This is a genomic window from Streptomyces brevispora (assembly GCF_007829885.1).
Classification (GTDB): domain Bacteria; phylum Actinomycetota; class Actinomycetes; order Streptomycetales; family Streptomycetaceae; genus Streptomyces; species Streptomyces brevispora.
Genome location: NZ_VIWW01000001.1, coordinates 64,125 through 84,632, shown reverse-complemented (window position 1 = coordinate 84,632; position 20,508 = coordinate 64,125). Strand labels below are relative to the sequence as shown.

General features: G+C 71.0%; 25 protein-coding genes and 1 pseudogene. 17 read left to right on the top strand and 9 right to left on the bottom strand.

What is annotated here, in order from left to right; translation table 11 throughout:
- Window positions 1-226 precede the first annotated feature (226 nt).
- From FHX80_RS00440 to FHX80_RS00430, 3 genes are read right to left on the bottom strand one after another with little or no spacing between them, the layout of a single operon-like run.
- Window positions 227-1,213, bottom strand: coding sequence for an acyl-CoA dehydrogenase family protein (locus FHX80_RS00440; RefSeq protein ID WP_145762257.1), 987 nt, complete (start codon window positions 1,211-1,213; stop codon window positions 227-229).
- Window positions 1,213-2,388 (bottom strand): acyl-CoA dehydrogenase family protein, encoded by a 1,176-nt coding sequence (locus FHX80_RS00435; RefSeq protein WP_145762256.1) that lies wholly within the window; start codon window positions 2,386-2,388, stop codon window positions 1,213-1,215. Before FHX80_RS00435 ends, FHX80_RS00440 begins: the two co-directional genes overlap by 1 nt.
- A complete protein-coding gene (locus tag FHX80_RS00430; protein WP_145762255.1) occupies window positions 2,388-3,236 on the bottom strand; it encodes an enoyl-CoA hydratase in 849 nt (282 codons plus the stop codon). The genes FHX80_RS00435 and FHX80_RS00430 overlap by 1 nt, the downstream gene beginning before the upstream one ends.
- 46 nt (window positions 3,237-3,282) lie before the next feature.
- Between FHX80_RS00430 and FHX80_RS00425 the strand changes: the two genes are divergently transcribed.
- The 4 genes from FHX80_RS00425 to FHX80_RS00410 are packed head-to-tail and all read left to right on the top strand — an operon-like array spanning window position 3,283 to window position 7,020.
- Window positions 3,283-4,449: an acyl-CoA dehydrogenase family protein gene (locus FHX80_RS00425; RefSeq protein WP_145762254.1), complete on the top strand. Its 1,167-nt coding sequence runs from the start codon at window positions 3,283-3,285 to the stop codon at window positions 4,447-4,449.
- A complete protein-coding gene (locus FHX80_RS00420) occupies window positions 4,446-5,231 on the top strand; it encodes an SDR family oxidoreductase (RefSeq protein ID WP_145762253.1) in 786 nt (261 codons plus the stop codon). The genes FHX80_RS00425 and FHX80_RS00420 overlap by 4 nt, the downstream gene beginning before the upstream one ends.
- Window positions 5,228-5,830, top strand: a complete 603-nt coding sequence (locus FHX80_RS00415; protein WP_145762252.1) for a TetR/AcrR family transcriptional regulator — start codon at window positions 5,228-5,230, stop codon at window positions 5,828-5,830. The genes FHX80_RS00420 and FHX80_RS00415 overlap by 4 nt, the downstream gene beginning before the upstream one ends.
- A gap of 32 nt (window positions 5,831-5,862) precedes the next feature.
- Window positions 5,863-7,020: an acetyl-CoA C-acetyltransferase gene (locus FHX80_RS00410; protein ID WP_145762251.1), complete on the top strand. Its 1,158-nt coding sequence runs from the start codon at window positions 5,863-5,865 to the stop codon at window positions 7,018-7,020.
- Window positions 7,021-7,082: 62 nt separating this feature from the next.
- Here FHX80_RS00410 and FHX80_RS34565 read toward each other — a convergent pair whose 3' ends face one another.
- From FHX80_RS34565 to FHX80_RS00390, 5 genes are all read right to left on the bottom strand, one after another.
- Entirely contained in the window at window positions 7,083-7,223 is a 141-nt protein-coding gene (locus tag FHX80_RS34565) for a hypothetical protein (RefSeq protein WP_167523341.1), read from the bottom strand.
- Window positions 7,224-7,352: 129 nt separating this feature from the next.
- Entirely contained in the window at window positions 7,353-8,411 is a 1,059-nt protein-coding gene (locus tag FHX80_RS00405; protein ID WP_341874038.1) for an NAD(P)H-dependent flavin oxidoreductase, read from the bottom strand.
- Between the two features lie 14 nt (window positions 8,412-8,425).
- Window positions 8,426-9,205 carry a CoA-transferase subunit beta gene (locus FHX80_RS00400; RefSeq protein WP_145762249.1) on the bottom strand — a complete coding sequence of 260 codons (780 nt, stop codon included), beginning with the start codon at window positions 9,203-9,205 and terminating at the stop codon, window positions 8,426-8,428.
- Window positions 9,202-10,050, bottom strand: coding sequence for a CoA transferase subunit A (locus FHX80_RS00395; RefSeq protein WP_145767008.1), 849 nt, complete (start codon window positions 10,048-10,050; stop codon window positions 9,202-9,204). Before FHX80_RS00395 ends, FHX80_RS00400 begins: the two co-directional genes overlap by 4 nt.
- 14 nt (window positions 10,051-10,064) lie before the next feature.
- Window positions 10,065-10,820, bottom strand: a complete 756-nt coding sequence (locus FHX80_RS00390) for an enoyl-CoA hydratase family protein (RefSeq protein WP_145762248.1) — start codon at window positions 10,818-10,820, stop codon at window positions 10,065-10,067.
- A 189-nt stretch (window positions 10,821-11,009) separates the two neighbouring features.
- On the opposite strand from FHX80_RS00390, the gene FHX80_RS00385 reads away from it, so the two are divergent.
- Window positions 11,010-11,930 (top strand): SDR family oxidoreductase, encoded by a 921-nt coding sequence (locus FHX80_RS00385; RefSeq protein ID WP_145762247.1) that lies wholly within the window; start codon window positions 11,010-11,012, stop codon window positions 11,928-11,930.
- A 216-nt stretch (window positions 11,931-12,146) separates the two neighbouring features.
- Window positions 12,147-12,695 (top strand): annotated as a pseudogene (locus FHX80_RS00380) (hypothetical protein); the annotation flags it as partial.
- 340 nt (window positions 12,696-13,035) lie between these two features.
- Here the strand turns inward: FHX80_RS00380 and FHX80_RS00375 are convergent.
- On the bottom strand, window positions 13,036-13,308 hold the full coding sequence (locus tag FHX80_RS00375; protein ID WP_145762246.1) for a hypothetical protein: 273 nt from the start codon (window positions 13,306-13,308) through the stop codon (window positions 13,036-13,038).
- 246 nt (window positions 13,309-13,554) lie between these two features.
- Here FHX80_RS00375 and FHX80_RS00370 point away from each other — a divergent pair, with 246 nt between their 5' ends.
- From FHX80_RS00370 to FHX80_RS00315, 11 genes are all read left to right on the top strand, one after another.
- Window positions 13,555-14,067 carry a methylated-DNA--[protein]-cysteine S-methyltransferase gene (locus FHX80_RS00370; protein WP_145762245.1) on the top strand — a complete coding sequence of 171 codons (513 nt, stop codon included), beginning with the start codon at window positions 13,555-13,557 and terminating at the stop codon, window positions 14,065-14,067.
- 69 nt (window positions 14,068-14,136) lie between these two features.
- Window positions 14,137-14,607 carry an RNA polymerase sigma factor gene (locus FHX80_RS00365; RefSeq protein ID WP_244318104.1) on the top strand — a complete coding sequence of 157 codons (471 nt, stop codon included), beginning with the start codon at window positions 14,137-14,139 and terminating at the stop codon, window positions 14,605-14,607.
- The gene (locus FHX80_RS00360; RefSeq protein ID WP_244318103.1) at window positions 14,604-15,221 is read left to right on the top strand and encodes a methylated-DNA--[protein]-cysteine S-methyltransferase; all 618 of its coding nucleotides are present in this window, start codon (window positions 14,604-14,606) and stop codon (window positions 15,219-15,221) included. The genes FHX80_RS00365 and FHX80_RS00360 overlap by 4 nt, the downstream gene beginning before the upstream one ends.
- A complete protein-coding gene (locus FHX80_RS00355; protein WP_145762243.1) occupies window positions 15,218-15,958 on the top strand; it encodes a 2OG-Fe(II) oxygenase in 741 nt (246 codons plus the stop codon). The genes FHX80_RS00360 and FHX80_RS00355 overlap by 4 nt, the downstream gene beginning before the upstream one ends.
- Complete coding sequence (locus tag FHX80_RS00350; protein WP_208764553.1) at window positions 15,955-16,245, top strand: Ada metal-binding domain-containing protein; 291 nt, start codon at window positions 15,955-15,957, stop codon at window positions 16,243-16,245. The genes FHX80_RS00355 and FHX80_RS00350 overlap by 4 nt, the downstream gene beginning before the upstream one ends.
- On the top strand, window positions 16,233-16,757 hold the full coding sequence (locus tag FHX80_RS00345) for a hypothetical protein (RefSeq protein ID WP_208764552.1): 525 nt from the start codon (window positions 16,233-16,235) through the stop codon (window positions 16,755-16,757). Before FHX80_RS00350 ends, FHX80_RS00345 begins: the two co-directional genes overlap by 13 nt.
- Window positions 16,754-17,041 (top strand): 2OG-Fe(II) oxygenase family protein, encoded by a 288-nt coding sequence (locus tag FHX80_RS00340; protein WP_208764551.1) that lies wholly within the window; start codon window positions 16,754-16,756, stop codon window positions 17,039-17,041. Before FHX80_RS00345 ends, FHX80_RS00340 begins: the two co-directional genes overlap by 4 nt.
- A gap of 377 nt (window positions 17,042-17,418) precedes the next feature.
- Window positions 17,419-18,270: a HipA family kinase gene (locus FHX80_RS00330; protein ID WP_208764550.1), complete on the top strand. Its 852-nt coding sequence runs from the start codon at window positions 17,419-17,421 to the stop codon at window positions 18,268-18,270.
- Complete coding sequence (locus FHX80_RS00325) at window positions 18,267-18,650, top strand: DUF3037 domain-containing protein (RefSeq protein ID WP_145762241.1); 384 nt, start codon at window positions 18,267-18,269, stop codon at window positions 18,648-18,650. Before FHX80_RS00330 ends, FHX80_RS00325 begins: the two co-directional genes overlap by 4 nt.
- A gap of 217 nt (window positions 18,651-18,867) precedes the next feature.
- The gene (gene fabG / locus FHX80_RS00320; protein WP_145762240.1) at window positions 18,868-19,629 is read left to right on the top strand and encodes a 3-oxoacyl-ACP reductase FabG; all 762 of its coding nucleotides are present in this window, start codon (window positions 18,868-18,870) and stop codon (window positions 19,627-19,629) included.
- A 20-nt stretch (window positions 19,630-19,649) separates the two neighbouring features.
- Window positions 19,650-20,405 (top strand): SDR family oxidoreductase, encoded by a 756-nt coding sequence (locus FHX80_RS00315; RefSeq protein ID WP_145762239.1) that lies wholly within the window; start codon window positions 19,650-19,652, stop codon window positions 20,403-20,405.
- The last annotated feature ends 103 nt before the right edge of the window (window positions 20,406-20,508 follow it).

Below are 20,508 nucleotides of genomic sequence, written 5' to 3'. Positions count from 1 at the left end.
GGTCCCGTGCCCGGCGCCCGGTGCTCACGGCTGACGGCCCGGCGCCGCGGGCTCAGTGCGCGGTCAGCCCGAGCCGGGCGGCGAGCCGCTTCCGGTGCTGTGCGGGCGGGCCGAACAGCTCGCCCGCACCGTGCGCCCGCCCAGGCCAGTGCGCCCACCGAAGTGCCCTCGGCGTGCCCCGGCAGCAGCCGCCCGCACGCCTCCCTGTTCCGCCCTCGCTGTGCGGTCACCCGGCCAGTACGCGGGCCCGGCACGCGGCCGGGGTCCCCCACGCGTCGCGCAGCGGCCGGGCCTTGCGGATCCACAGGGACAGGTCGAGCTCATCGGTGTACCCCACGGCCCCGTGCAGCTGGAGGGCCGTGCGCGCCGCCCCGTACGCGGCCTCGCCCGCCGTGACCTTGGCCGCGGCGATGTCGCGCCCCGCCCCGTCGTCGCCGGCGGCAAGCGCGAGGGCGGCCCCGTGCACCAGCGGCTCGGCGAACTCCAGGGCCAGCAGGGTGTCCGCCAGCCGGTGCTTGACCGCCTGGAAGGAGCCGATCACCACACCGAACTGGGTGCGCTGCGTGACGTAGGCGACGGTACGGGCCAGCAGGGTCCGGCCGACCCCGAGCGCCTGGGCCGCCGTGGCGAGCGCGGCGACATCGGCCGCGTACCCGGCGGCGGCGGTCACCGCCGGGCCCCGGGCGAGGACCGTCCCGCCCGCCGGCCGCGACAGCCGCCGCCCCGGATCGGCCGACGGCTGTACAGGACCGGACCCGGCGGCGACGCTCAGGGTGTCGCCCTCCACCACGAACACCGGGTCGGCCAGGTCGGCGTCCAGGGCGTACGGGCCGAGCGAGGTCAGGCAGAGCGAGGCGATGGACTTGCCGGAGGCGATACCGGGCAGCCGGTCGGCGGCCACGCGCTCGTCGGCCAGGCGGTCCAGCAGGGCCGCGGCGGCCACCGTCTCGACCAGCGGTCCGGGGACGGCGTGGCGCCCCAGCCCTTCGAAGGCGACCGCCAGTTCGAGGGGCAGCGGGCCGAATCCGTCGTACGTCTCCGGTACCGCGAGTGCGAACACCCCGGCCTCGGCCAGCCGGGCCCAGACGGACCGCCCCGGGCCGTGATCGCCGTCGGCCCAGGACCGTATCGCGGCCGGGGTGTCGCAGGACGCGAGCAGGCCGTCCAGGGAGCGGGCGAACTCGCGCTGCTCGGCATCGAGGAAGAAGCGCATCAACGGCGTCCCTTCGGCAGGCCGAGCAGCCGCTCGGCGATGATGTCGCGCTGGATCTCGTTGGTGCCCGCGTAGACGGGGCCGGCCAGGGAGAAGGTGTAGCCCTCCGCCCAGCCGCCGTCGGAGGGTGATTCGCCCGCGTGGTCGGCGAGTTCGCCGTACGGGCCGAGCAGGTCGAGCGCCGTCTCGTGCAGGGCGATGTCCAGTTCGGACCAGTAGATCTTGTTGAGGCTGGAGGCGGCCCCGGCGGGTCCGCCCTCGTCGTGCAGTACGTGGGAGGCGCCCCGGTAGGAGAACAGCCGGTAGGCGCGGGCCCCGATCACGGCATCGGCGACCCGGTCGCGCAGCGCCGTGTCCGCCGGGGCGCCGTGTTCGCGCCACAGGGTGGTCAGCCGGTCCGCGGCGGCCGTGAACCGGCCCGGACTGCGCAGGGTGAGTCCGCGTTCGTTGCCGGTGGTGCTCATCGCGACCCGCCAGCCTTGGCCGGGCTCGCCGATGACGTCCTCGTCCGGGACGAACACCTCGTCCAGGAAGAGCTCGGCGAAGGCGGGCTTCCCGTCGAGCCGCCCGATGGGCCGTACCGTGACCCCCTCGGCGTCCAACGGGAACATCAGATACGTCAGTCCGCGGTGCGGCCGGTCCGCGTCCGGGTCGCTGCGGAACAGGCCGAAGGCCCGGTCGGCGAAGGCGGCCCGGGAGGACCAGGTCTTCTGGCCGCCGAGCAGCCAGCCGCCCTTGGTCCGCACCGCCGTCGACCTCAGCGAGGCCAGGTCGGAGCCGGACTCCGGCTCCGACCAGGCCTGCGCCCAGATGACCTCACCGCGCGCCATCGCCGGCAGGATCCGGGCCCGCTGCTCGGCGGTGCCGTTCTCGAAGAGGGTGGGGGCCAGCAGACTGATGCCGTTCTGGCTGACCCGGCCGGGCGCCCCGGCGGCGTAGTACTCCTCCTCGAAGACCAGCCAGCGCAGCAGGGAACCGCCGCGTCCGCCGAACTCCTCGGGCCAGGACACCACCGACCAGCGGTCGGCGGCCAGCGTGGCCTCCCACTCCCGGTGGGCGGCGAATCCCGCGGCGGTCTCCAGGGACGGCAGGGGAGCGCTCGGTACATGGGCGGCCAGCCAGTCGCGCACCTCGGCACGGAACACCTCGTCGGCCGCGTCGAAATCGAGGTCCATCAGGCACCCGCCTCCTTCATCGCCCGGATGTCCATGCCGCCGAGCGCGTCGGGTGCGGTCTCGGCGTTGTGGGCGTGCGCCAGGTGGTGCAGGCCGAACACCGAGTCCATGCCGGTGTGCATGCCCTGCAGGTCCTCGGCCTGGTTGACGGCGCGCTTGGTCAGGGCGAGGCCCAGGCGCGGCATCTCGGCGATCCGCAGCGCCAGTTCCCGGGTACGCTCGGCCAGTTCCTCCCTGGGCACGACCCGGTTGACCATGCCGACCTCGTACGCGCGACGGGCGCTCATCCGGTCGCCGGTGTAGAGGAACTCCTTGGCGATCCGCGGCGGCATCACCCAGGGGTGCGCGAAGTACTCGACACCGGGGATTCCCATGCGCACCACGGGATCGGCGAAGAACGCGTCCTGCGACGCCACGATCAGATCGCACACCCAGGCCAGCATCAGGCCCCCCGCCACACACGCGCCCTGCACGGACGCGATGACCGGCTTGGGCAGCTCCCGCCACCGGCGGCACATCCCCAGATACACCTCGGACTCCCGGGCGAAGCGGCCCTCCGCGCCCTCCTTGTCCGAGTGGTCCCACCACAGTCCCGCCCGGCGTTCGAACGGCAGATGGGCGTCCCGCTCCGGGGTGCCGATGTCATGGCCGGCGGAGAAGTGCTTGCCCGCCCCGGCCAGCACGACGGTCTTCACCTCGCTGTCGTCGGCCGCGCGGTAGAACGCCCGGTCCAGGGCGTACGTCATCGCGGAGTTCTGCGCGTTGCGGTAGTCGGGCCGGTTCATGGTCACCGTCGCGACCGGACCCCGCTTCTCGTAGCGCACCGGTTCGTCGTGGGCAGCGGACATCGGCCCCTCCTTCCCTAACAAGTGTTTGGTAGATTAACGTACCCCCGTGAGCAGCGTCGAGGAGTTCCGCACCGAGATCCGCGGCTGTCTGGCCGCCAACCTCACCGGTTCCTTCGCGGGCCTCCGCGACCGCGGCGGACCCGGACGCGAGCACGAGGCCTTCGCCGAACGGCTCGGCTGGGAACGGCACATGGCCGCCGCGGGCCGGACCTGCGTGGGCTGGCCCGAGGAGCACGGCGGCCGGGGCGCGACCGTCGCGCAGCAGGTCGCCTTCCACGAGGAGTACGCCCTGGCCGACGCCCCCGCTCGGGTCAACCACATCGGGGAGCGACTGCTCGGCCCGACGCTGGTGGCCTTCGGCACACCCGGGCAGCGGGCCCGGTTCCTGCCGCCGATCGTCGCCGTCGAGGAGCTGTGGTGCCAGGGCTGCAGCGAGCCGGACGCCGGGTCCGACCTGGCGAACGTACGGACCAGGGCCGTGCGGGACGGCGAGGACTGGGTCGTCACCGGGCAGAGGACCTGGACGTCACTCGCCCACGAGGCGCAGTGGTGCTTCGTGGTCGCCCGCACCGAGCCGGGCTCGTCCCGTCACCGGGGCCTGTCCTACCTCCTGGTCCCGCTGGACGGGACCGGCGTGGAGATCCGGCCGATCACCCAGCTGACCGGCACCGGTGAGTTCAACGAGGTCTTCTTCGACGGAGCCCGCACCCGCGCCGAGCACATCGTCGGAGCCCCGGGCGACGGCCGGCGCGTGGCCATGGCCATCCCCGGCTTCGAACGCGGCGTCTCCACCCTCGGCCGGCAGGTCGGCTTCCGGCGCGAACTGGAAACCCTCATCGGCCTGGCCCGGGGCAACGGCGCCGCCGACGACCCGCTGATCCGCGACCGGCTCGCCCGCGCCTGGACGGGACTTGAGACCATCCGGTGCAACGCCCTGCGCATGCTCGACGGTGTAGCCGCAGGCGCACCCGGCCCCGATGCGTCCATCGGCAAGATCTTCTGGGCCACCTGGCACCGGGAACTCGGCGAACTGGCCATGAGCGTCCTGGGTGCCGGGGGCATGACCGCCGCCGGAGAGCCGTACGAACTCGACGACCGGCAGCGGCTGTTCCTCTGCTCCCGCTCCGACACCAGCTACGCCGGGTCCAACGAGATCCAGCGCACCATCATCGCCGAGCGCGTCCTCGGCCTGCCCAAGGAGATCCGCCCGTGACCACCCAGCCGACTTATGTAGCAGGTCACTTCCTCCTGAACGGACGCACCGCGGTGATCACCGCCGCCGCGGGCGCCGGCATCGGCGGAGCCACAGCCCGCAAATTCCTGGAGGAGGGCGCCCGGATCGTCATCGGCGACGCCCACGAACGCCGCCTGGGAGAGAGCGCCGCCGCACTCGCCGAGGAGTTCGGCGCGGACAACGTCGCCGCCCTGCCCTGCGACGTCACCGACCAGGAGCAGGTGAACGCCCTGTTCGCGTTCGCCGCGCAGCGCCACGGCGGACTCGACATCGTCGTCAACAACGCCGGCCTCGGCGGCACCGCCGACCTCGTCGACATGACCGACGACCAGTGGTCGAAGGTCCTCGACGTCACCCTGAACGGCACCTTCCGCTGCACCCGCGCAGCCCTGCGCCACTTCAAGGACAGCGACACCGGCGGCATCGTCGTCAACAACGCCTCCGTCATAGGCTGGCGTGCCCAGCGCGGCCAGGCCCACTACGCCGCCGCGAAGGCCGGCGTCATGGCCCTCACCCGGTGCGCCGCCCTGGAGGCCGCCGACTTCGGGGTACGCGTCAACGCCGTGGCCCCGAGCCTGGCCATGCACCCGCACCTGGTGAAGGTCACCACCCCGGACCTACTCGCCGAACTCACCGAGCGCGAGGCCTTCGGCCGGTACGCCGAGCCCTGGGAGATCGCCAACGTCATCGTCTTCCTGGCCAGCGGCTACTCCTCGTACATGACCGGGGAGACCGTCTCCGTCAGCAGCCAGAGGGCGTGAACGCGATCGCCGGGAACGCCAACGCCGAACGACGCGCCGAACTCCTGGCGACCGCCGCCGAGGTGTTCGCCGCCCTTGGCTACAACGCCACCACCGTCCGCCGCATCGCGGACGAGGCCGGGCTGCTCGCGGGCAGCCTCTATTACCACTTCGACTCCAAGGAGTCGATGCTGGACGAGATCCTCTCGGCCTTCCTGGACGAGCTGTGGGCGGGCTACGGCACCGTCCTCACCGCCGGACTCGGGCCCCGGGAGACCATCGAGTCGCTCGTCACCCAGTCCTTCCGGCAGATCGACCGGCACGGTCCCGCGGTCGCCATCTACCAGAGGGAGTCCAGGCACCTCTCCGCCCAGTCGCGCTTCGCCTACCTCACCGACTCGCGGGCGAAGTTCGAGGACGCCTGGCTGCGCACCCTGGAACGCGGCGTCGCCGAGCAGGCCTTCCGCGGCGACCTGGACGTCCGCCTCGTCTACCGCTTCGTCCGCGACACCGTCTGGGTGGCCGCCTCCTGGTACCGCCCCGGCGGTACCCACAGCCCGGAGGAGATCGCCCGCCAGTACCTGTCCATGGTCCTCGAAGGCATCACCCCCCATACCTGACATGCCGTCAACCTCTCCACGAAGGAGCAGTCATGGCCGAGGCCTACATCGTCGACGCGGTACGCACCCCGGTCGGCCGGCGCAAGGGCGGACTGTCCGCCGTCCACCCCGCCGACCTCGGGGCGCACGTCATCAAGGCACTGATCGAGCGCAGCGGGGTCGACCCGGCGGCCGTGGAGGACGTCGTCTTCGGCTGCCTGGACACCGTCGGCCCGCAGGCCGGGGACATCGCCCGCACCGCATGGCTCGCCGCGGGCCTCCCCGAGGAGGTGCCCGGCACCACCGTCGACCGGCAGTGCGGCTCCTCCCAGCAGGCCGTCCACTTCGCCGCCCAGGGCGTGCTGTCCGGCACCCAGGACCTGGTCGTCGCGGGCGGCACCCAGAACATGTCGATGATCCCCATCGCCTTCGCCAGCCGTCAGGCCGCCGAACCCCTGGGGCTCACCGACGGCCCGTACGCGGGCTCCGTGGGCTGGCGCGCCCGCTACGGCGACGCGCCGGTCAACCAGTTCCACGGCGCCGAACTCATCGCCGAGAAGTGGGGGATCAGCCGCCAGGACATGGAGGAGTTCGCCCTGCGCTCGCACCGGCGGGCCCTGCACGCCATCGACGAGGGCCGCTTCGACCGCGAGACCGTCGCCTACGGAGACGTCCGGGTCGACGAGGGGCCGCGCCGCGACACCTCGCTGGAGAAGATGGCCGGTCTCAAGCCGGTCGTCGAGGGCGGCCGGCTGACCGCCGCAGTCTCCTCACAGGTGTCCGACGGCGCCTCCGCGCTGCTCATCGCCTCCGAGCGGGCCGTCGCCGAACACGGCCTCACGCCCCGAGCCCGCGTCCACCACCTCTCGGTGCGCGGCGAGGACCCGATCCGGATGCTCTCGGCGCCGATCCCGGCGACGGCGTACGCGCTGAAGAAGGCCGGGATGTCCATCGACGACATGGACCTCGTCGAGATCAACGAGGCGTTCGCCCCGGTCGTCCTGGCCTGGTTGAAGGAGACCGGCGCCGACCCGGACAAGGTCAACGTCAACGGCGGCGCCATCGCGCTCGGCCACCCGCTCGGCGCCACCGGCACCAAACTGATGACGACCCTGCTCCACGAACTGGAGCGCACCGGCGGCCGCTACGGCCTCCAGACCATGTGCGAGGGCGGCGGCCAGGCCAACGTGACGATCATCGAGCGCCTCTGACGGACCGGCGGTGCGGCGTACCGCTGAGGGTCCACCGGGACGCCCCGGCCGGGTCCGGTGTCTCAGCGAGCCGTCCGGTCCGGGATCGTCGGCAGAACCTCCACGGCGATGTTGAGGAGAGCGCCGTCGTCGGGGAAGGCTCCGGACCGGCTCCATACGGTGATGTCGTAGTAGCCGCCCCCGTCCTTCCGGGCGAAGGCCACGGACAGCGTCCTGGCGAGGGGACCGGCGCACCGTCTGCCAAGATCACGTCCGCAACAGGCGAGTTCACCGCCATCGACGCCGCAAGGGGACGGCCCGTGGGTCCGGACCGCCCCCTTCGTCCGGGTACATCAGGAGCTTCGGTCCGCCCCCGGCAGCGACTTCAGCGCGGTCAGCGCCTCGGCCACGACCCGCTCGACCAGCTCCGCGCAGGACGGCAGATCGTCGATCAGACCCGCCACCTGCCCCGAGGCCATCACCCCGATATCGGTACGCCCCTCGACCATCGAGGCCTTGAGCAGCATCGGTGTGTTGGCGGCCAGCAGCACCTGGCTCCAGGTCAGCTCCCTGCCGTGCTTCATCGAGAGCCCGTCGCGGACCAGCCCGCGCCAGCTCGCGCCGGTCTCCTTCCGGAAGGCCGAGGCGTGCCGGACCGCCGCCAGCAGTGAGGCCGCCCGGCCGGCGCGCTCCAGCGAGTCGACCATCTCCGTGCGCAGCATCCGGTGCGGCAGGCCGTCGACCCGGTCGGTGACCGTGACGTCCTTGACGGTGGCGGCCAGGTACTTCGCCTTCACCGCCGCCGGGACGGTGCTGTCGGAGGTGAGCAGGAAGCGCGTCCCCATCCCGATGCCCGCCGCTCCGAAGGCGAGCGCGGCGACCAGGCCGCGGCCGTCGTGGAATCCGCCCGCCGCGATGACCGGGATGTCGACGGCGTCCACGACCTGGGGGAGCAGCACGGTGGTGGCCACGTCGCCCGTGTGGCCGCCGCCCTCGCCGCCCTGCACCAACACCGCGTCGGCGCCCCACGCGGCGACCTTCTCCGCGTGCCGCCGGGCACCCACGGACGGGATGACGACGACGCCCGCGTCCTTGAGCCGCGCGATCAGCTCCTTCGACGGGGCGAGCGCGAACGACGCCACCCGCACCCCCTCGTCGATCATGATCCGCACCCGCTCGCCCGCGTCACCCGCGTCCGCCCGCAGATTGACGCCGAACGGTTCGTCCGTACGGGACTTGACCTCGCGGACCGCCGCGCGCAACTGCTCGACGGTCATCGTCGCGGAGGCCAGGATGCCGAGCGCCCCCGCGTTCGCGCAGGCGGACACCAGCCGGGGACCGGCCACCCATCCCATCCCGGTCTGCACGATCGGGTACCGCACCCCGGTCAGTTCGGTGAGCGCGGTCGGCAGTGGCGAGGGCCCGGTCATGCCGGGACCTCGCGATCGCGCAGCCCCTGCGGGTCGATGATCTCCCGGATCAGCCGGAGCTCTGCCTCCGTGGGATCCCGGGTGAGCGGTACCTCGCCCGGGACGGTGAGGGCGAACCCGGTGGCCTCGGCGACCTGTTCGACACTCACCCCGGGGTGCAGGGAACGCAGCCGCATCGTCCGGTCGGGGGTCTCGAAGTCGAAGACGCCCAGATTGCTGACGACTTCGGAGATGCGGTGGTAGCGCGTCGCGGAGGGACCGGCGGCAGCCGCCCGGTCGTACCCGACCCCGCTGACCATGTCGACGTGCTCCACGAACACCCGCTCCGAGTGTTTGGGCACCCAATAACTCGTCGGGTTGTTGAGCGTGTTGACGGGGGCGCCGCGCACCCCGAGCAGCTGCCGGGTGGGCCGGGACCAGTCACCGATGCATGAGATGTTCTGGTTGCCGTGCCGGTCGATCTGACTGGCGCCCATCATCACGTGCCGGCGGCCGGTGGCGGTGAGCGTCAGGTGCTGGCGAAAGGGCAGCCAGCCCTCGACGCTCCCCGGCCCGGACCCCAACGCCGGGGTGTCGCCCATCAGCAGCGCCTCCCCGTCGGTCAGCAGCAGGTCCGGCGAGAAGGTGAGCCGCGCCAGGCGCGCCCCGATGGCCGGGACGGTGCCCATTGGGCTGGCGAGGATCTCGCCCGCGTCCCGCCACGCCTCCGCGCAGGCCACCACGCAGTACTCGGCGCGGCTCGCCGTCGCGATGCCGGTGGTCTCGGTGCCGCTCATGCTTCCTCCTGGTGGAACGCGGTGACGGCGGCCTGGTAGGCGGCCTCGTCCCCGGAAAGGAACCGTTCGACGAAGGTGGGCCACGCCTCGGGATCACGGGCGGCCCGGACGTAGGCGCGCTGGAAGCTCTCGTCCCGGTCGTGGTCGGGCACGCAGGACGTGAAGTGCGCACCGTTCGGCGTCTCGACGACCCCGTCCACGAACAGCCGCTTGACCAGCAGCGTCTGCGGCCCGTGCTCCTTGAGCAGGTCCGCTGTCTCCACGATCCGCTCGCAGGAGACGTAACTGTGGTCGGCGGCCTCGCAGAACAGGTCGTCGAAGTACGGGTCGGGGCCCAGGTACTGACCGTTGCCCTGAACGTCCGCGCGGTTGAGGTGGACCAGGGCGGCATCCAGCCGCAGGGCCGGTGCCGCGACCAGGATCTCCCCGTCCTCGTACGGCGAAGTGACCGTACGCAAAGCGGGGTTGACCTCCATCAGGTCCGAGCCGAGACCGGCCCGCACCGGCATGAACGGCAACCGTTGCGCCCCCGCCGTCAGGCCCCACATCAGCATCGCCTCGTCGAGCTCGACCATCTCGAACGCACCGCGCTGCCGGGCGGCGGTGAAGTGCGGCTCCAGCGGTATCGAGTCCAGGGTCCCGAACGCCGCGACCAGCTTGCGGATCCTGCCCGCGGCGGCGAGCAGACCGACGTCCGGGCCGCCGTACGACACCATGGTCAGATCGGTGACGTCCGAGCGCAGCAGCGCCCGGACCAGGGCCATCGGCTTACGGCGCGAACCCCAGCCGCCGATGCCGACCGTCATACCGCTCTCCAGCCGGCCGACGACGTCGTCGGCCGTCATCGTCTTGTCCTGTGTCACGCCTGCCGCTCCTTGTCCGTGCCGAAGGTGTCGCGCACGCGGTCGGCGACGCCGCTGAGGTTGGCCTCGAAGGTGAAGCCCTGCTCGAAGCGGTAGCTGCGGCGTACGTCGACCGGGTCGATGCCGTTGATGGCGGCCTTGGCCAGCCGGATCAGGTATCCGTCCTTGGCGGCGATCTCCCGGGCCAGCTCCAGGGCGGCCCCGGACAGCCGGTCGGGCGGGACGACGCTCCACACCGAGCCGTGCCGGTGCAGTTCCTGGGCCGTCACGGTGCGCGAGGTGTAGTACAGGGTCCGCATCAGATGCTGCGGGACCAGCCGGGCCAGATGAGTGGCCGCGCCGAGCGCACCGCGGTCCAGCTCCGGCAGTCCGAAGGACGCGTCGTCACTGGCCACGATCGCGTCCGCGTTGCCCACCAGGCCGATGCCGCCGCCCAGGCAGAAGCCCTGCACGGCGGCGACCACCGGAACCTCGCACTCGTAGACCGCCGCGAACGCCTCGAAGCAGCCCCGGTTGGCGCCGATCAGCGCCTCGGGCCCGTCCGCACGCTGCATCTCCTTGATGTCCACGCCCGCGTTGAATCCGCGGCCTTCGGCAGTGAGTACCACGCACCGGACGTCCGGGTCGGCCCCGGCGGCGCGCACCGCGGCGGCGAGGTCGTACCAGCCCTGTACGGGCAGGGCGTTGACCGGGGGGAAGTCCACGGTGACGACGGCGACGCCCTCTTCCGGGGCGGAGGTGGAGACACCCATGAGCAGATCAGCTACCTTCCACCAAACGTTTGTTAGATTCAACGTAGCAGTGATACGGACGCCGCGGGAGAGCGTCATGCCACTCGGCGGACCCGGCGCCCCGTTCCCCGCCCTTTCGCCCACCGCCCCTTCGCCACCGACCCTCGCCCCTTCGCCACCGACCATTCGCCCATCGAAAGGACACCCGTCATGACCTCATCGACAACTCTGTGTGCCGGACGCGTCGCCGTCGTCACCGGCGCGGGCCGCGGACTCGGCCGCACCCACGCCCTGGCCTTCGCCGCCGAGGGTGCGAAAGTCGTCGTCAACGACCTCGGTGTGGGCCTCGACGGTTCCGGTACGGCAACCGGCCCCGCCCAAAAGGTCGTCGAGGAGATCCGCGCGGCCGGCGGTGAGGCCGTCGCGCACAACGCGGACATAGCCACCGCCGACGGTGCGGCCTCCCTTGTCGCGACCGCGCTCGACTCCTTCGGCCGCCTCGACACCCTGGTCAACAACGCCGGATTCCTCCGCGACCGGATGCTCGTGAACCTGGACGAGGACGACTGGGACGCCGTGACACGCGTCCACCTCAGGGGCCACTTCCTGCCGCTCAAGCACGCGGCGGCGTACTGGCGCGCCGAGGCGAAGGCCGGGCGGGTGCCCGAGGCGAGGGTCGTCAACACCGGTTCCGGGGCCGGGCTGCTGGGCAGCGTCGGCCAGGGCAGCTACTCCGCCGCCAAGGCCGGGATCGTCGCCCTGACCCTGGTGGCCGCCGCAGAGATGGGCCGTTACGGGGTCCAGGTCAACGCGATCGCCCCGGCCGCCCGTACCCGGATGACGGAGGAAACCTTCGCCGAGACCATGGCGGCGCCCGCTGAGGGCGGCTTCGACGCGATGGCTCCGGAGAACGTCTCGCCGCTCGTCGTGTGGCTCGGCTCCGCGGCGTGTGCCGGGGTCAGCGGCCGGGTCTTCGAGGCCGAGGCCGGCCGGATCACGGTGATGGAGGGCTGGCGCCCCGGCCCCACCGCCGACAAGGGCGCCCGCTGGAGCCCGGCCGAGGCCGGGGCGGTCGTATCGGGACTGCTCGCCGAGGCCGAGACTCCGCAGCCGGTCTACGGGGCGCGCTGACGCCGTAGCCGTGGCCCCAGGGGGACGCGGCCGCGGTGGAGATTCGGTGACGGATCATCACCGAACGTCCGCCGCAGAGTCTGTTCCGGACCCCGCAGGTTCCCCGCGTACCCTTCGGGCCAGCAGATCGGGGGACTCCGGGCGGCCGTCCAAGTGGTGGACGCGGTCGTCACCTGCGCCGGCACCTCCGTGCCGGGAACCGCGATGGTGACAACCGCCGACTACGCGGAGAGCCTGCAACAGGGCTTCGGCCATGGCCCCGATCTGCGGGCCCACCTCGCACAGGTGCTCAGCCCACGCCGGTGCGTCACTCTGGCCACGGTACTCATGGCTGTGGAGGACGAGAACCTGATCGAGAGTCCTGCCGACATGCCGGAGGTTCTCGCGGCTCGCGGCCTGCGGATGCCGAGCTCCGACGAGTGGGAGCACGCCTGCGGAGCCGGCGCGGACACCCTGTTCCGATGGGGCGACGACTGTCCCCTCGACCGCATCCCGTACGGGGACCGCACCGGCCCGGAGCAGCAGCTGAACGCCTTTGGCCTGCGCATCGCCTATGACACATACCGTGCGGAGGTGACGAGCGACACCGCGGTGGTCCACGGCGGGGACGGCGGTGAGTCGGTGTGCGGGGGCTACGGCCAGGTGCTGGCATGGTTGCCCCTGGCCACTGCCAACCGCAACCCCTTTATGCCCGAGTTCGTGTACGGCCCGGACGGCGAAGGCCTCTGCGAGGATTTCTCCACCCGGCCCGTACTCACGCTCTGATCCCTGCGGCACTTTCACCGGACCCTCGGCGCCCCGGTCGGACAGGTCCGCCCAGCGAACCGATCAGCCTGGGTCGAGGGGGGAGTCCCGTCCCGGCGGACCGGCTCCAGGACACGTGGCCCGGGTGTGCGAGCTCGTCTTCGACGTGCTCGACCCCGCCGAACTCGCCTTCCTGCGTACCGTCGCCGAGAAGATCGGCGAGAGGATCGCGCGTCGGGAGCAGCAGGCCCGCCGCCGTAAGAACACCGCGGCGAAGCAGTCAGGCCGGGGCGCCGCGCGGTCACAGCCTCGGTGTGGTGCGGTGTGCGTGGAGTGGCCGGCGTACCTACTGATCCGCGGGCTACAGACCGAACATCAACCACGCCTGTTGGCTGACCCAGTCGGGGTACAGCTTGGCCATGGCATCGTAGAGTTCGCGGTCGCTTGACGTTTCTTCCTGGACCCGGCCGAAGTCGACGAGGTAGCGCTTCGTCGCGTCGATGATCTCCGGTCCGTCCGGGGCACCGGGCTTCTTGTGGCCGGCGACGGCGGTCTTCGGGTTCAGTGCCGCCAGGCGGTCCAGTTCGGCGATCCACTCGTTCCGGCTCTCGGGTGTGGTGGCGTCGACGAACATGTGGCACTGGTTGTAGAGGACGTCCCCCGCCGTCGAAGAGGTCGATCGCCGGCACGTGCAGGGAGGTGCTGTCGACGGAGTCGGTGCGGCCCTGCTCGATGATGCGAAGAGTCTCGGGGGCGGGGTGGGCATCGCCTGGAACGCCTGCGCCGCATGCTCCGGCACGGCGATCTGTGGCCGCTCCAAAGCGAGATCTCACGTTCTGCGGGTGGCACGCGTCTACCGGTCAGGAGAGGGGAGACGCAGATGAGTACTCGACATGTCGTCATCGAGACGCACCTTGGGCCGATCACGATCGTTGCCAAGGGCGAGGCGATCGCCGGCCTGTACTTCAGGCACCACGTCCGCCGGCCCCCGCAGGAGACGTTCGGCCCCGCGATCAGCGACTCGACGGACGCGTTGCTGAGCGAAGCGGCCTGCCAGTTGTGCGATTACCTGGCGGGGCGGCGTAGGCAGTTCGATCTTCCCCTGGAGGCCGAGGGCGACTCGTTCCAGCGCGCTGTCTGGGACATCGTGAAGAGCATTCAGTGCGGTGGCACGGTCACCTACGGCCGTATCGCCGAGCAGGTCGGCGGCCGCGGTCTCGCACAGAAGGTCGGACAGGCCGTCGGTGCGAACCCGCTGTGCATCTTCGTCCCATGTCATCGCGTCGTCGGTTCCAACGGGGCCCTGACCGGATACGCCGGCGGGCTGAAGCGCAAGCGGGCGCTGCTGGAAATCGAGGAGCCGCTCGCAGGTGATGTCGGACGGTTGTTCTGACCGGAAATTTCACGTTTGTCACGCACGTACGTCTTCAATGGGATGAACATGAAACAACCATTCGAAAGTATGGTCGCGCAGCACGGCGCGACCGTGCTGCGCGTCTGCCGGGTCGTCCTCGGCCCGCACGATGCGGACGACGCGTGGTCGGAGACGTTCCTCTCCGCCATGCGCGCCTATCCCGATCTGCCGGAGACGGCGAACGTGGAGGCGTGGCTGGTGACGATCGCGCACCGCAAGGCGATCGACGTGCTGCGTGCCGCGAAGAGGAACCCCCTGCCGGTCGACGAGGTGCCGGAGGCGCCGGCAGGGCAGGGCGTCCCGGACGTCGAGGCCGCCGGCCTGTGGGCTGCGGTGAAGGAACTCCCCAGCAAGCAGCGCCAGGCTGTCGCCTACCGGTATGTGGCGGGGCTGGCGTACGCCGAGATCGCGGAGATCCTCGGCGGCACCGTCGAGGCGGCCCGAAGAGCTTCCGCGGACGGGCTCAAGAATCTCAGGAAACATTATCCGGGCGCGATCACGAAAGGAGCATCGTCGTGAGCGACATTCGCAACGATGACGACATGGCCGTCCTGCTGTCGACGCCCGTGGACGCCGACACTCTCCGTCGCCTCCACCGCCGTCTGGAGCAGGCCGCAGAACAAGCCGACCTGATCGATGTCGCTTACACGACCATCGACTCGCCTGTCGGCAAGCTGCTGCTCGCCGCCACCCCGAAGGGGCTGGTCCGTGTGGCGTACGCGGGCGAGGACCACGACCGGGTTCTGGAAGCCCTCGGCCAGAAGCTCAGCCCGCGGATCCTGCACGCCCCGAAGCGGCTGGAGGAGGCGGCTCGCGAGATCGACGAGTACTTCGCCAGGCGCCGCCGGGTCTTCGACGTGACGCTGGACCTGTCCCTGTCGCACGGGTTCCGGCGCCTGGTGCAGACGCATCTGCCCGAGATCGAGTACGGCCAGACCCGCAGCTATCGCGATATGGCCGAGCTCGTCGGCAACCCCAAGGCTGTCCGGGCGGTGGGCACCGCCTGTGCGACCAACCCGCTGCCGATCGTCGTCCCGTGCCACCGCGTGCTGCGCGCCGACGGCACGCTCGGAGGCTACGTCGGCGGGATCGAGGCCAAGACCACGCTGCTGGACCTGGAGGCCGCGGCATGAGCACCACGGAGGCGACCGGGCGGAAGACGGATCGGTGGCACCGTCGCGTCGAGTCCGGCGACTGGGAGGCGATCGCTGCGGAGGTCAACGAGTACGGCGGCGCGCTGCTGCCGCAGCTGCTGACCTCCGAGGAGACCGTGGAGATCAGGGAGCTGTACGAGCAGGACGGCCTGTTCCGCAGCACCGTCGACATGGGCCGGCACCGCTTCGGTGAGGGCCAGTACCGGTACTTCAACGCGCCATACCCGCAGCCGGTCGAACGGCTCAAGCAGGCGCTGTACCCGAGGCTGCTGCCCATCGCCCGCGACTGGTGGACCAAACTCCGCCGGCCCGCGCCGTGGCCGGACTCGTTCGACGAATGGCTGCAGATGTGCCACGACGCCGGCCAGACCAAGTCCACGGCGATCCTGCTCCGCTACAGGGACAAGGACTGGAACGCTCTGCATCGCGACCTGTACGGCGACCTTGTGTTCCCGCTGCAGGTCGTGATCAACCTCAACGAGCCCGGTGTGGATCACACGGGCGGTGAGTTCCTGCTCCTGGAACAGCGCCCGCGTGCCCAGTCCCGGGGCACGTCCACGCTGCTGCCGCACGGCCACGGATACCTGTTCACCACCCGTGACCGGCCCGTCAGGTCCGCCCGTGGATGGTCCGCGGCGCCGGTTCGCCACGGCGTGTCCGCCATCCGGTCCGGCGAACGTCACACCCTTGCCCTCGTCTTCCACGACGCCGCATGAACGACGCGATGAACACCTGCACCCTTCTCGGGGCCGACGGCCGTCCCTACCGGTCGCCGGTCAAGGGAGAGTGGGGCGGCCACCGTGGCTCAAAGATCTACGGACGACTCGACTGCCCTGACGCACTGCGCACCATCGTTCGCGGCGGCTACGTGAGGCACCGGGTCTTCTTCGCCGACGAGGCCACGGCGGTCGCCGCCGGGTTCCGCCCCTGCGGCGCCTGCTGCAAGGACCGCTATCAGCGGTGGAAGACCGCCCGAGAGAACGGCCGACCATGGACTCCCTGACCAGCCCCCTGCTGAGGAGGCCGGCGAGCTACGACGCAGACCTGACGGCCACCGACGCCGAGGTCGCGGCCATCGTCCGACTGGCTCGCGACCGCCGGGCCCTCACCATCGTGATCGGCTCCGGCCGCACCCCGCACGCACGCGAGACCTCACGCCTGATCGAATCGGCCTGGTATCGCGCGGGAGGCGCAACCCTCGCCGCGATCACCTGGCCCGAGACCGCGGCCTCCTGGCTGCGCCACGCGTCACGGTTCACGGACGCCAACCCTGACCTCTGGGTGATGGTCGGCCCGGCGACCGGCTGGGCGCAGATGACCCGGCGGCTGTTGTGGTCGACCCCGTGGCGTCCCGAACGCACCCTCGCGACCGCCGCGATCGGCGATCCGCGCACGCTCGCGCTCGTCGGCCTGATCAATCTGAACGGCCTGGCCGGCGCGACCGCCCACGGCACCACCTGGCTCGTCGAGGACGACTCCCTCCAGCACCCCACCCGCACGGAGGGCAGGCCATGACAGTGCTGTTCACCCCACAACTCCCCGAGCGCCACGCGGGAGAGATTATCCCGGGCGCCACCCACGTCCCGAACTGGCTGACCCCGGAACAGCAGGAGCGGATCGCGGACCGGTTCCACGAGTGGGCGCGAGGCCCTGTCCCCCTGCGCGCCGCAAGGGTCCGCGGACACCAGATGTCCGTGCGCACCGTATGTCTGGGCTGGCACTGGCAGCCGTACCAGCCGAAGCGGAACGTGCAGGTTTCGCCGATGGACAGCGACACGACCGGGGCCCCATTGGCCTAGGCCGGTGTCATCCCGGCGCGATCCGAGGGGGCGAAAGCCCGGCCGTGGGTGGTGGCCCCGAAGGACGGCTTCCATGCGCTTCGGCACACCTACCGGCCTCGATCATGCCGGAAGCCGGAGAGTCCGTCGTGACCTTGGCACGGTGGCTTGGACACTCCTCGCCCGCGATCACCCTCGGTTACTATGCTCACCTCATGCCGGAGGCCGGCAGCAAGGGGCGCGGCGCCATCGACGGTCTGCTTGGGGAGCGGGGGACCGGCTCGCCGGCCGAGACTCCCCAGATTCTCCCCAGTGCCGTTGACCGGTGATCCCTGCCTCTACGCCCCGAAGAGGTCGTCCGTGGATTGTAAGACTGAAGAGATAGGTGACCTGGGAAAGTGTTGGAAGAGGTCGTAGCGACCCGCTATGTCACGCCTTTGCGTGAGGGTGGCTCGCTCCCCGGGATCGTCGAAGCCGACGACCTGGGCACGTACGTCATGAAATTCACCGGCGCCGGACAGGGGCGAAAGACGCTGGTCGCGGAGGTGATCTGCGGGCAGCTCGGCCGGCGGCTCGGGCTGCGCGTCCCCGACCTCGTGCAGATGCAGCTGGACCCGGTCATCGGTCTCGCCGAACCCGACCAGGAGGTCCAGGAGCTCCTGAAGGCGAGCGGCGGCCTCAACCTCGGGATGGACTTCCTCCCCGGTTCCCTCGGGTTCGACGCCCTCGCCTACCAGGTGGATCCGCGCGAGGCCGGACGCGTCGTCTGGTTCGACGCGCTGATCAACAACGTCGACCGGTCCTGGCGCAACCCGAACATGCTGATCTGGCACGGTGAGCTCTGGCTCATCGATCACGGCGCCACGATGATCTGGCACCACAGCTGGCCGGGTGCCCAGGCCTCCGCCGCCAAGCCGTACAACGCCTCGGACCATGCGCTGGCCCCCTTCGCACCGGACATCGCGGCGGCAGCCGCCGAGCTCGCCCCGCTGGTCACCGAGGAACTGCTCACCGAGGTCGCGGCCGACGTTCCCGACGAGTGGCTGGTGGACGAGCCCGGCTTCGACTCGACCGATCAGCTCCGACGCGCCTATGTGGAGGCGCTGCTGCCGCGGGCGGCCACCATCCACGAGCGGATCAGCCTGGACGCGCCCACGGCCGCCAAGCCGTCCCAGGCCCCTGGCTGGCTCACCGAACGCCTCGCCCCGCGGCATGACACCAAGAACAGCGACGAGAGCGGCCGGCCGTGACTGAACGCGTTGTCTTCGAGTACGCCCTGCTGCGTGTGGTGCCGCGGGTCCAGCGCGGCGAGTTCTTCAACGCCGGTGTGGTGGTCTACTGCCGCGCCAAGGGGTTCGTCGCCGCCCGCACCGAACTCGACGAGGGGAAGCTCAAGGCGCTGGACCGCACCGCCGACGTGACCGGGGTGCGAGCCGCGCTGCACGCAGTCGAGGGGATCTGCCGCGGCGGTACGGACGCGGGGCAGGCCGCGGGCGACGACGCCGGGCGGCGCTTCCGCTGGCTGATCGCCCCGCGCTCGACCGTCATCCAGCCGAGCCCCGTGCACAGCGGTCTCACCACCGACCCCGCAGCCGAGTTGGAGCGACTGCTCGACCTGCTGGTGCGCTGATCCCCACCGGTGCGACGCCGCCGCCGAGCCTGCGGCGGCGGCGTCGTCCGGCGTGACATGCGCCGCTGAGTCCGTGGGCCGTTGACACCGGGTGCCAGGCCTTCTAGCGTCTCGACTACTGAAGGTACTAAGCGGTTGCTCAGCTATCGGGAATCATTTCGCAGGGAATGTGCCTGACGTCCGCTGAGCCGCTATCCAAGGGCGAGGAGAACCAAGCATGTCCACCACCGAGCAGCGCGTAGCCATCGTGACGGGAGCGGCACGGGGCATCGGTGCCGCCACCGCGGTACGCCTGGCGGCCGAGGGCCGCGCCGTCGCCGTACTCGACCTGGACGAGGGGGCCTGCAAGGACACCGTCGAGAAGATCACCGCCGCCGGGGGCAAGGCCCTCGCCGTCGGCTGCGACGTTTCGGACAGCGCCCAGGTGGAGGCCGCCGTCGCACGGGTCGCCGCCGAACTCGGCGCCCCGACGATCCTCGTCAACAACGCGGGCGTGCTCCGTGACAACCTGCTCTTCAAGATGAGCGAGTCGGACTGGGACATCGTGATGAACGTGCACCTCAAGGGCGCGTTCCTGATGGCCAAGGCCGTTCAGAAGCACATGGTGGACGCGAAGTTCGGCCGTATCGTCTCGCTGTCCTCCTCCTCCGCCCTGGGCAACCGGGGGCAGGCCAACTACGCCGCGGTCAAGGCGGGTCTGCAGGGCTTCACGAAGACCCTCGCCAAGGAGCTCGGCAAGTTCGGCATCACCGCCAACGCCGTCGCGCCCGGCTTCATCGTCACCGAGATGACCGCGCAGACCGCGGCCCGGGTCGGCATGGGCTTCGAGGAGTTCCAGGCGGCCGCCGCGACCCAGATCCCGGTGCAGCGCGTCGGCTTCCCCGAGGACATCGCCAACGCCATCGCCTTCTTCTCCGGCGACGACGCCGGCTTCGTCTCCGGGCAGGTCATGTACGTCGCCGGCGGACCGCTCAACTGACCCGAAGGGCTGCGGACATCATGACTGTGCAGGACAGTGGCAAGGCCGCGCTGATCACCGGTGCGAGCCGGGGCATCGGCTACGGAATCGCGAAGGCGCTCGTCGACCGCGGCGACCGGGTGTGCATCACCGGACGCGGTGAGGACGCCCTGAAGGAGGCCGTCGAGGCGCTCGGCTCCGACCGGGTCATCGGCGTTGCGGGCAAGGCGCACGACGAGGCGCACCAGGCAGTGGCCGTCCAGCGCACCATGGAGGCGTTCGGCCGGGTCGATTTCCTGGTCAACAACGCCGGTACGAACCCGGTCTTCGGCCCGATCGCCGAGCTCGACCTCAATGTCGTCCGCAAGGTCTTCGAGACGAACGTGATCTCGGCGCTCGGCTTCGCGCAGCAGACCTACAAGGCCTGGCAGAAGGAGAACGGCGGGGCGATCGTCAACATCGCCTCCGTCGCGGGTGTCTCCGCCTCGCCGTTCATCGGCGCGTACGGCATGAGCAAGGCCGCGATGATCAACTTGACCCTGCAGCTGGCACACGAGTTCGCGCCGGTCGTGCGGGTCAATTCGATCGCCCCCGCGGTCGTGAAGACAAGGTTCGCCCAGGCGCTGTACGAGGGCCGTGAGGCGGAGGCGGCCGCGGCCTACCCGCTGGGCCGGCTCGGTGTCCCCGAGGACATCGGCGGCGCCGCCGCCTTCCTCACGTCGCACCAGTCCGACTGGATCACCGGACAGACCCTGGTGGTCGACGGCGGGATTTTCCTGAATGCGGGTGTGGGTTGAGAACACCCTGAGCCGGTTTGGCCCTGATTGGTTCAAGTGCCCCGTCGGGCCTGCGGATTGACCCGACGGGGCGCTGCGGTATGGTCTGCCGACCCATGGCTGA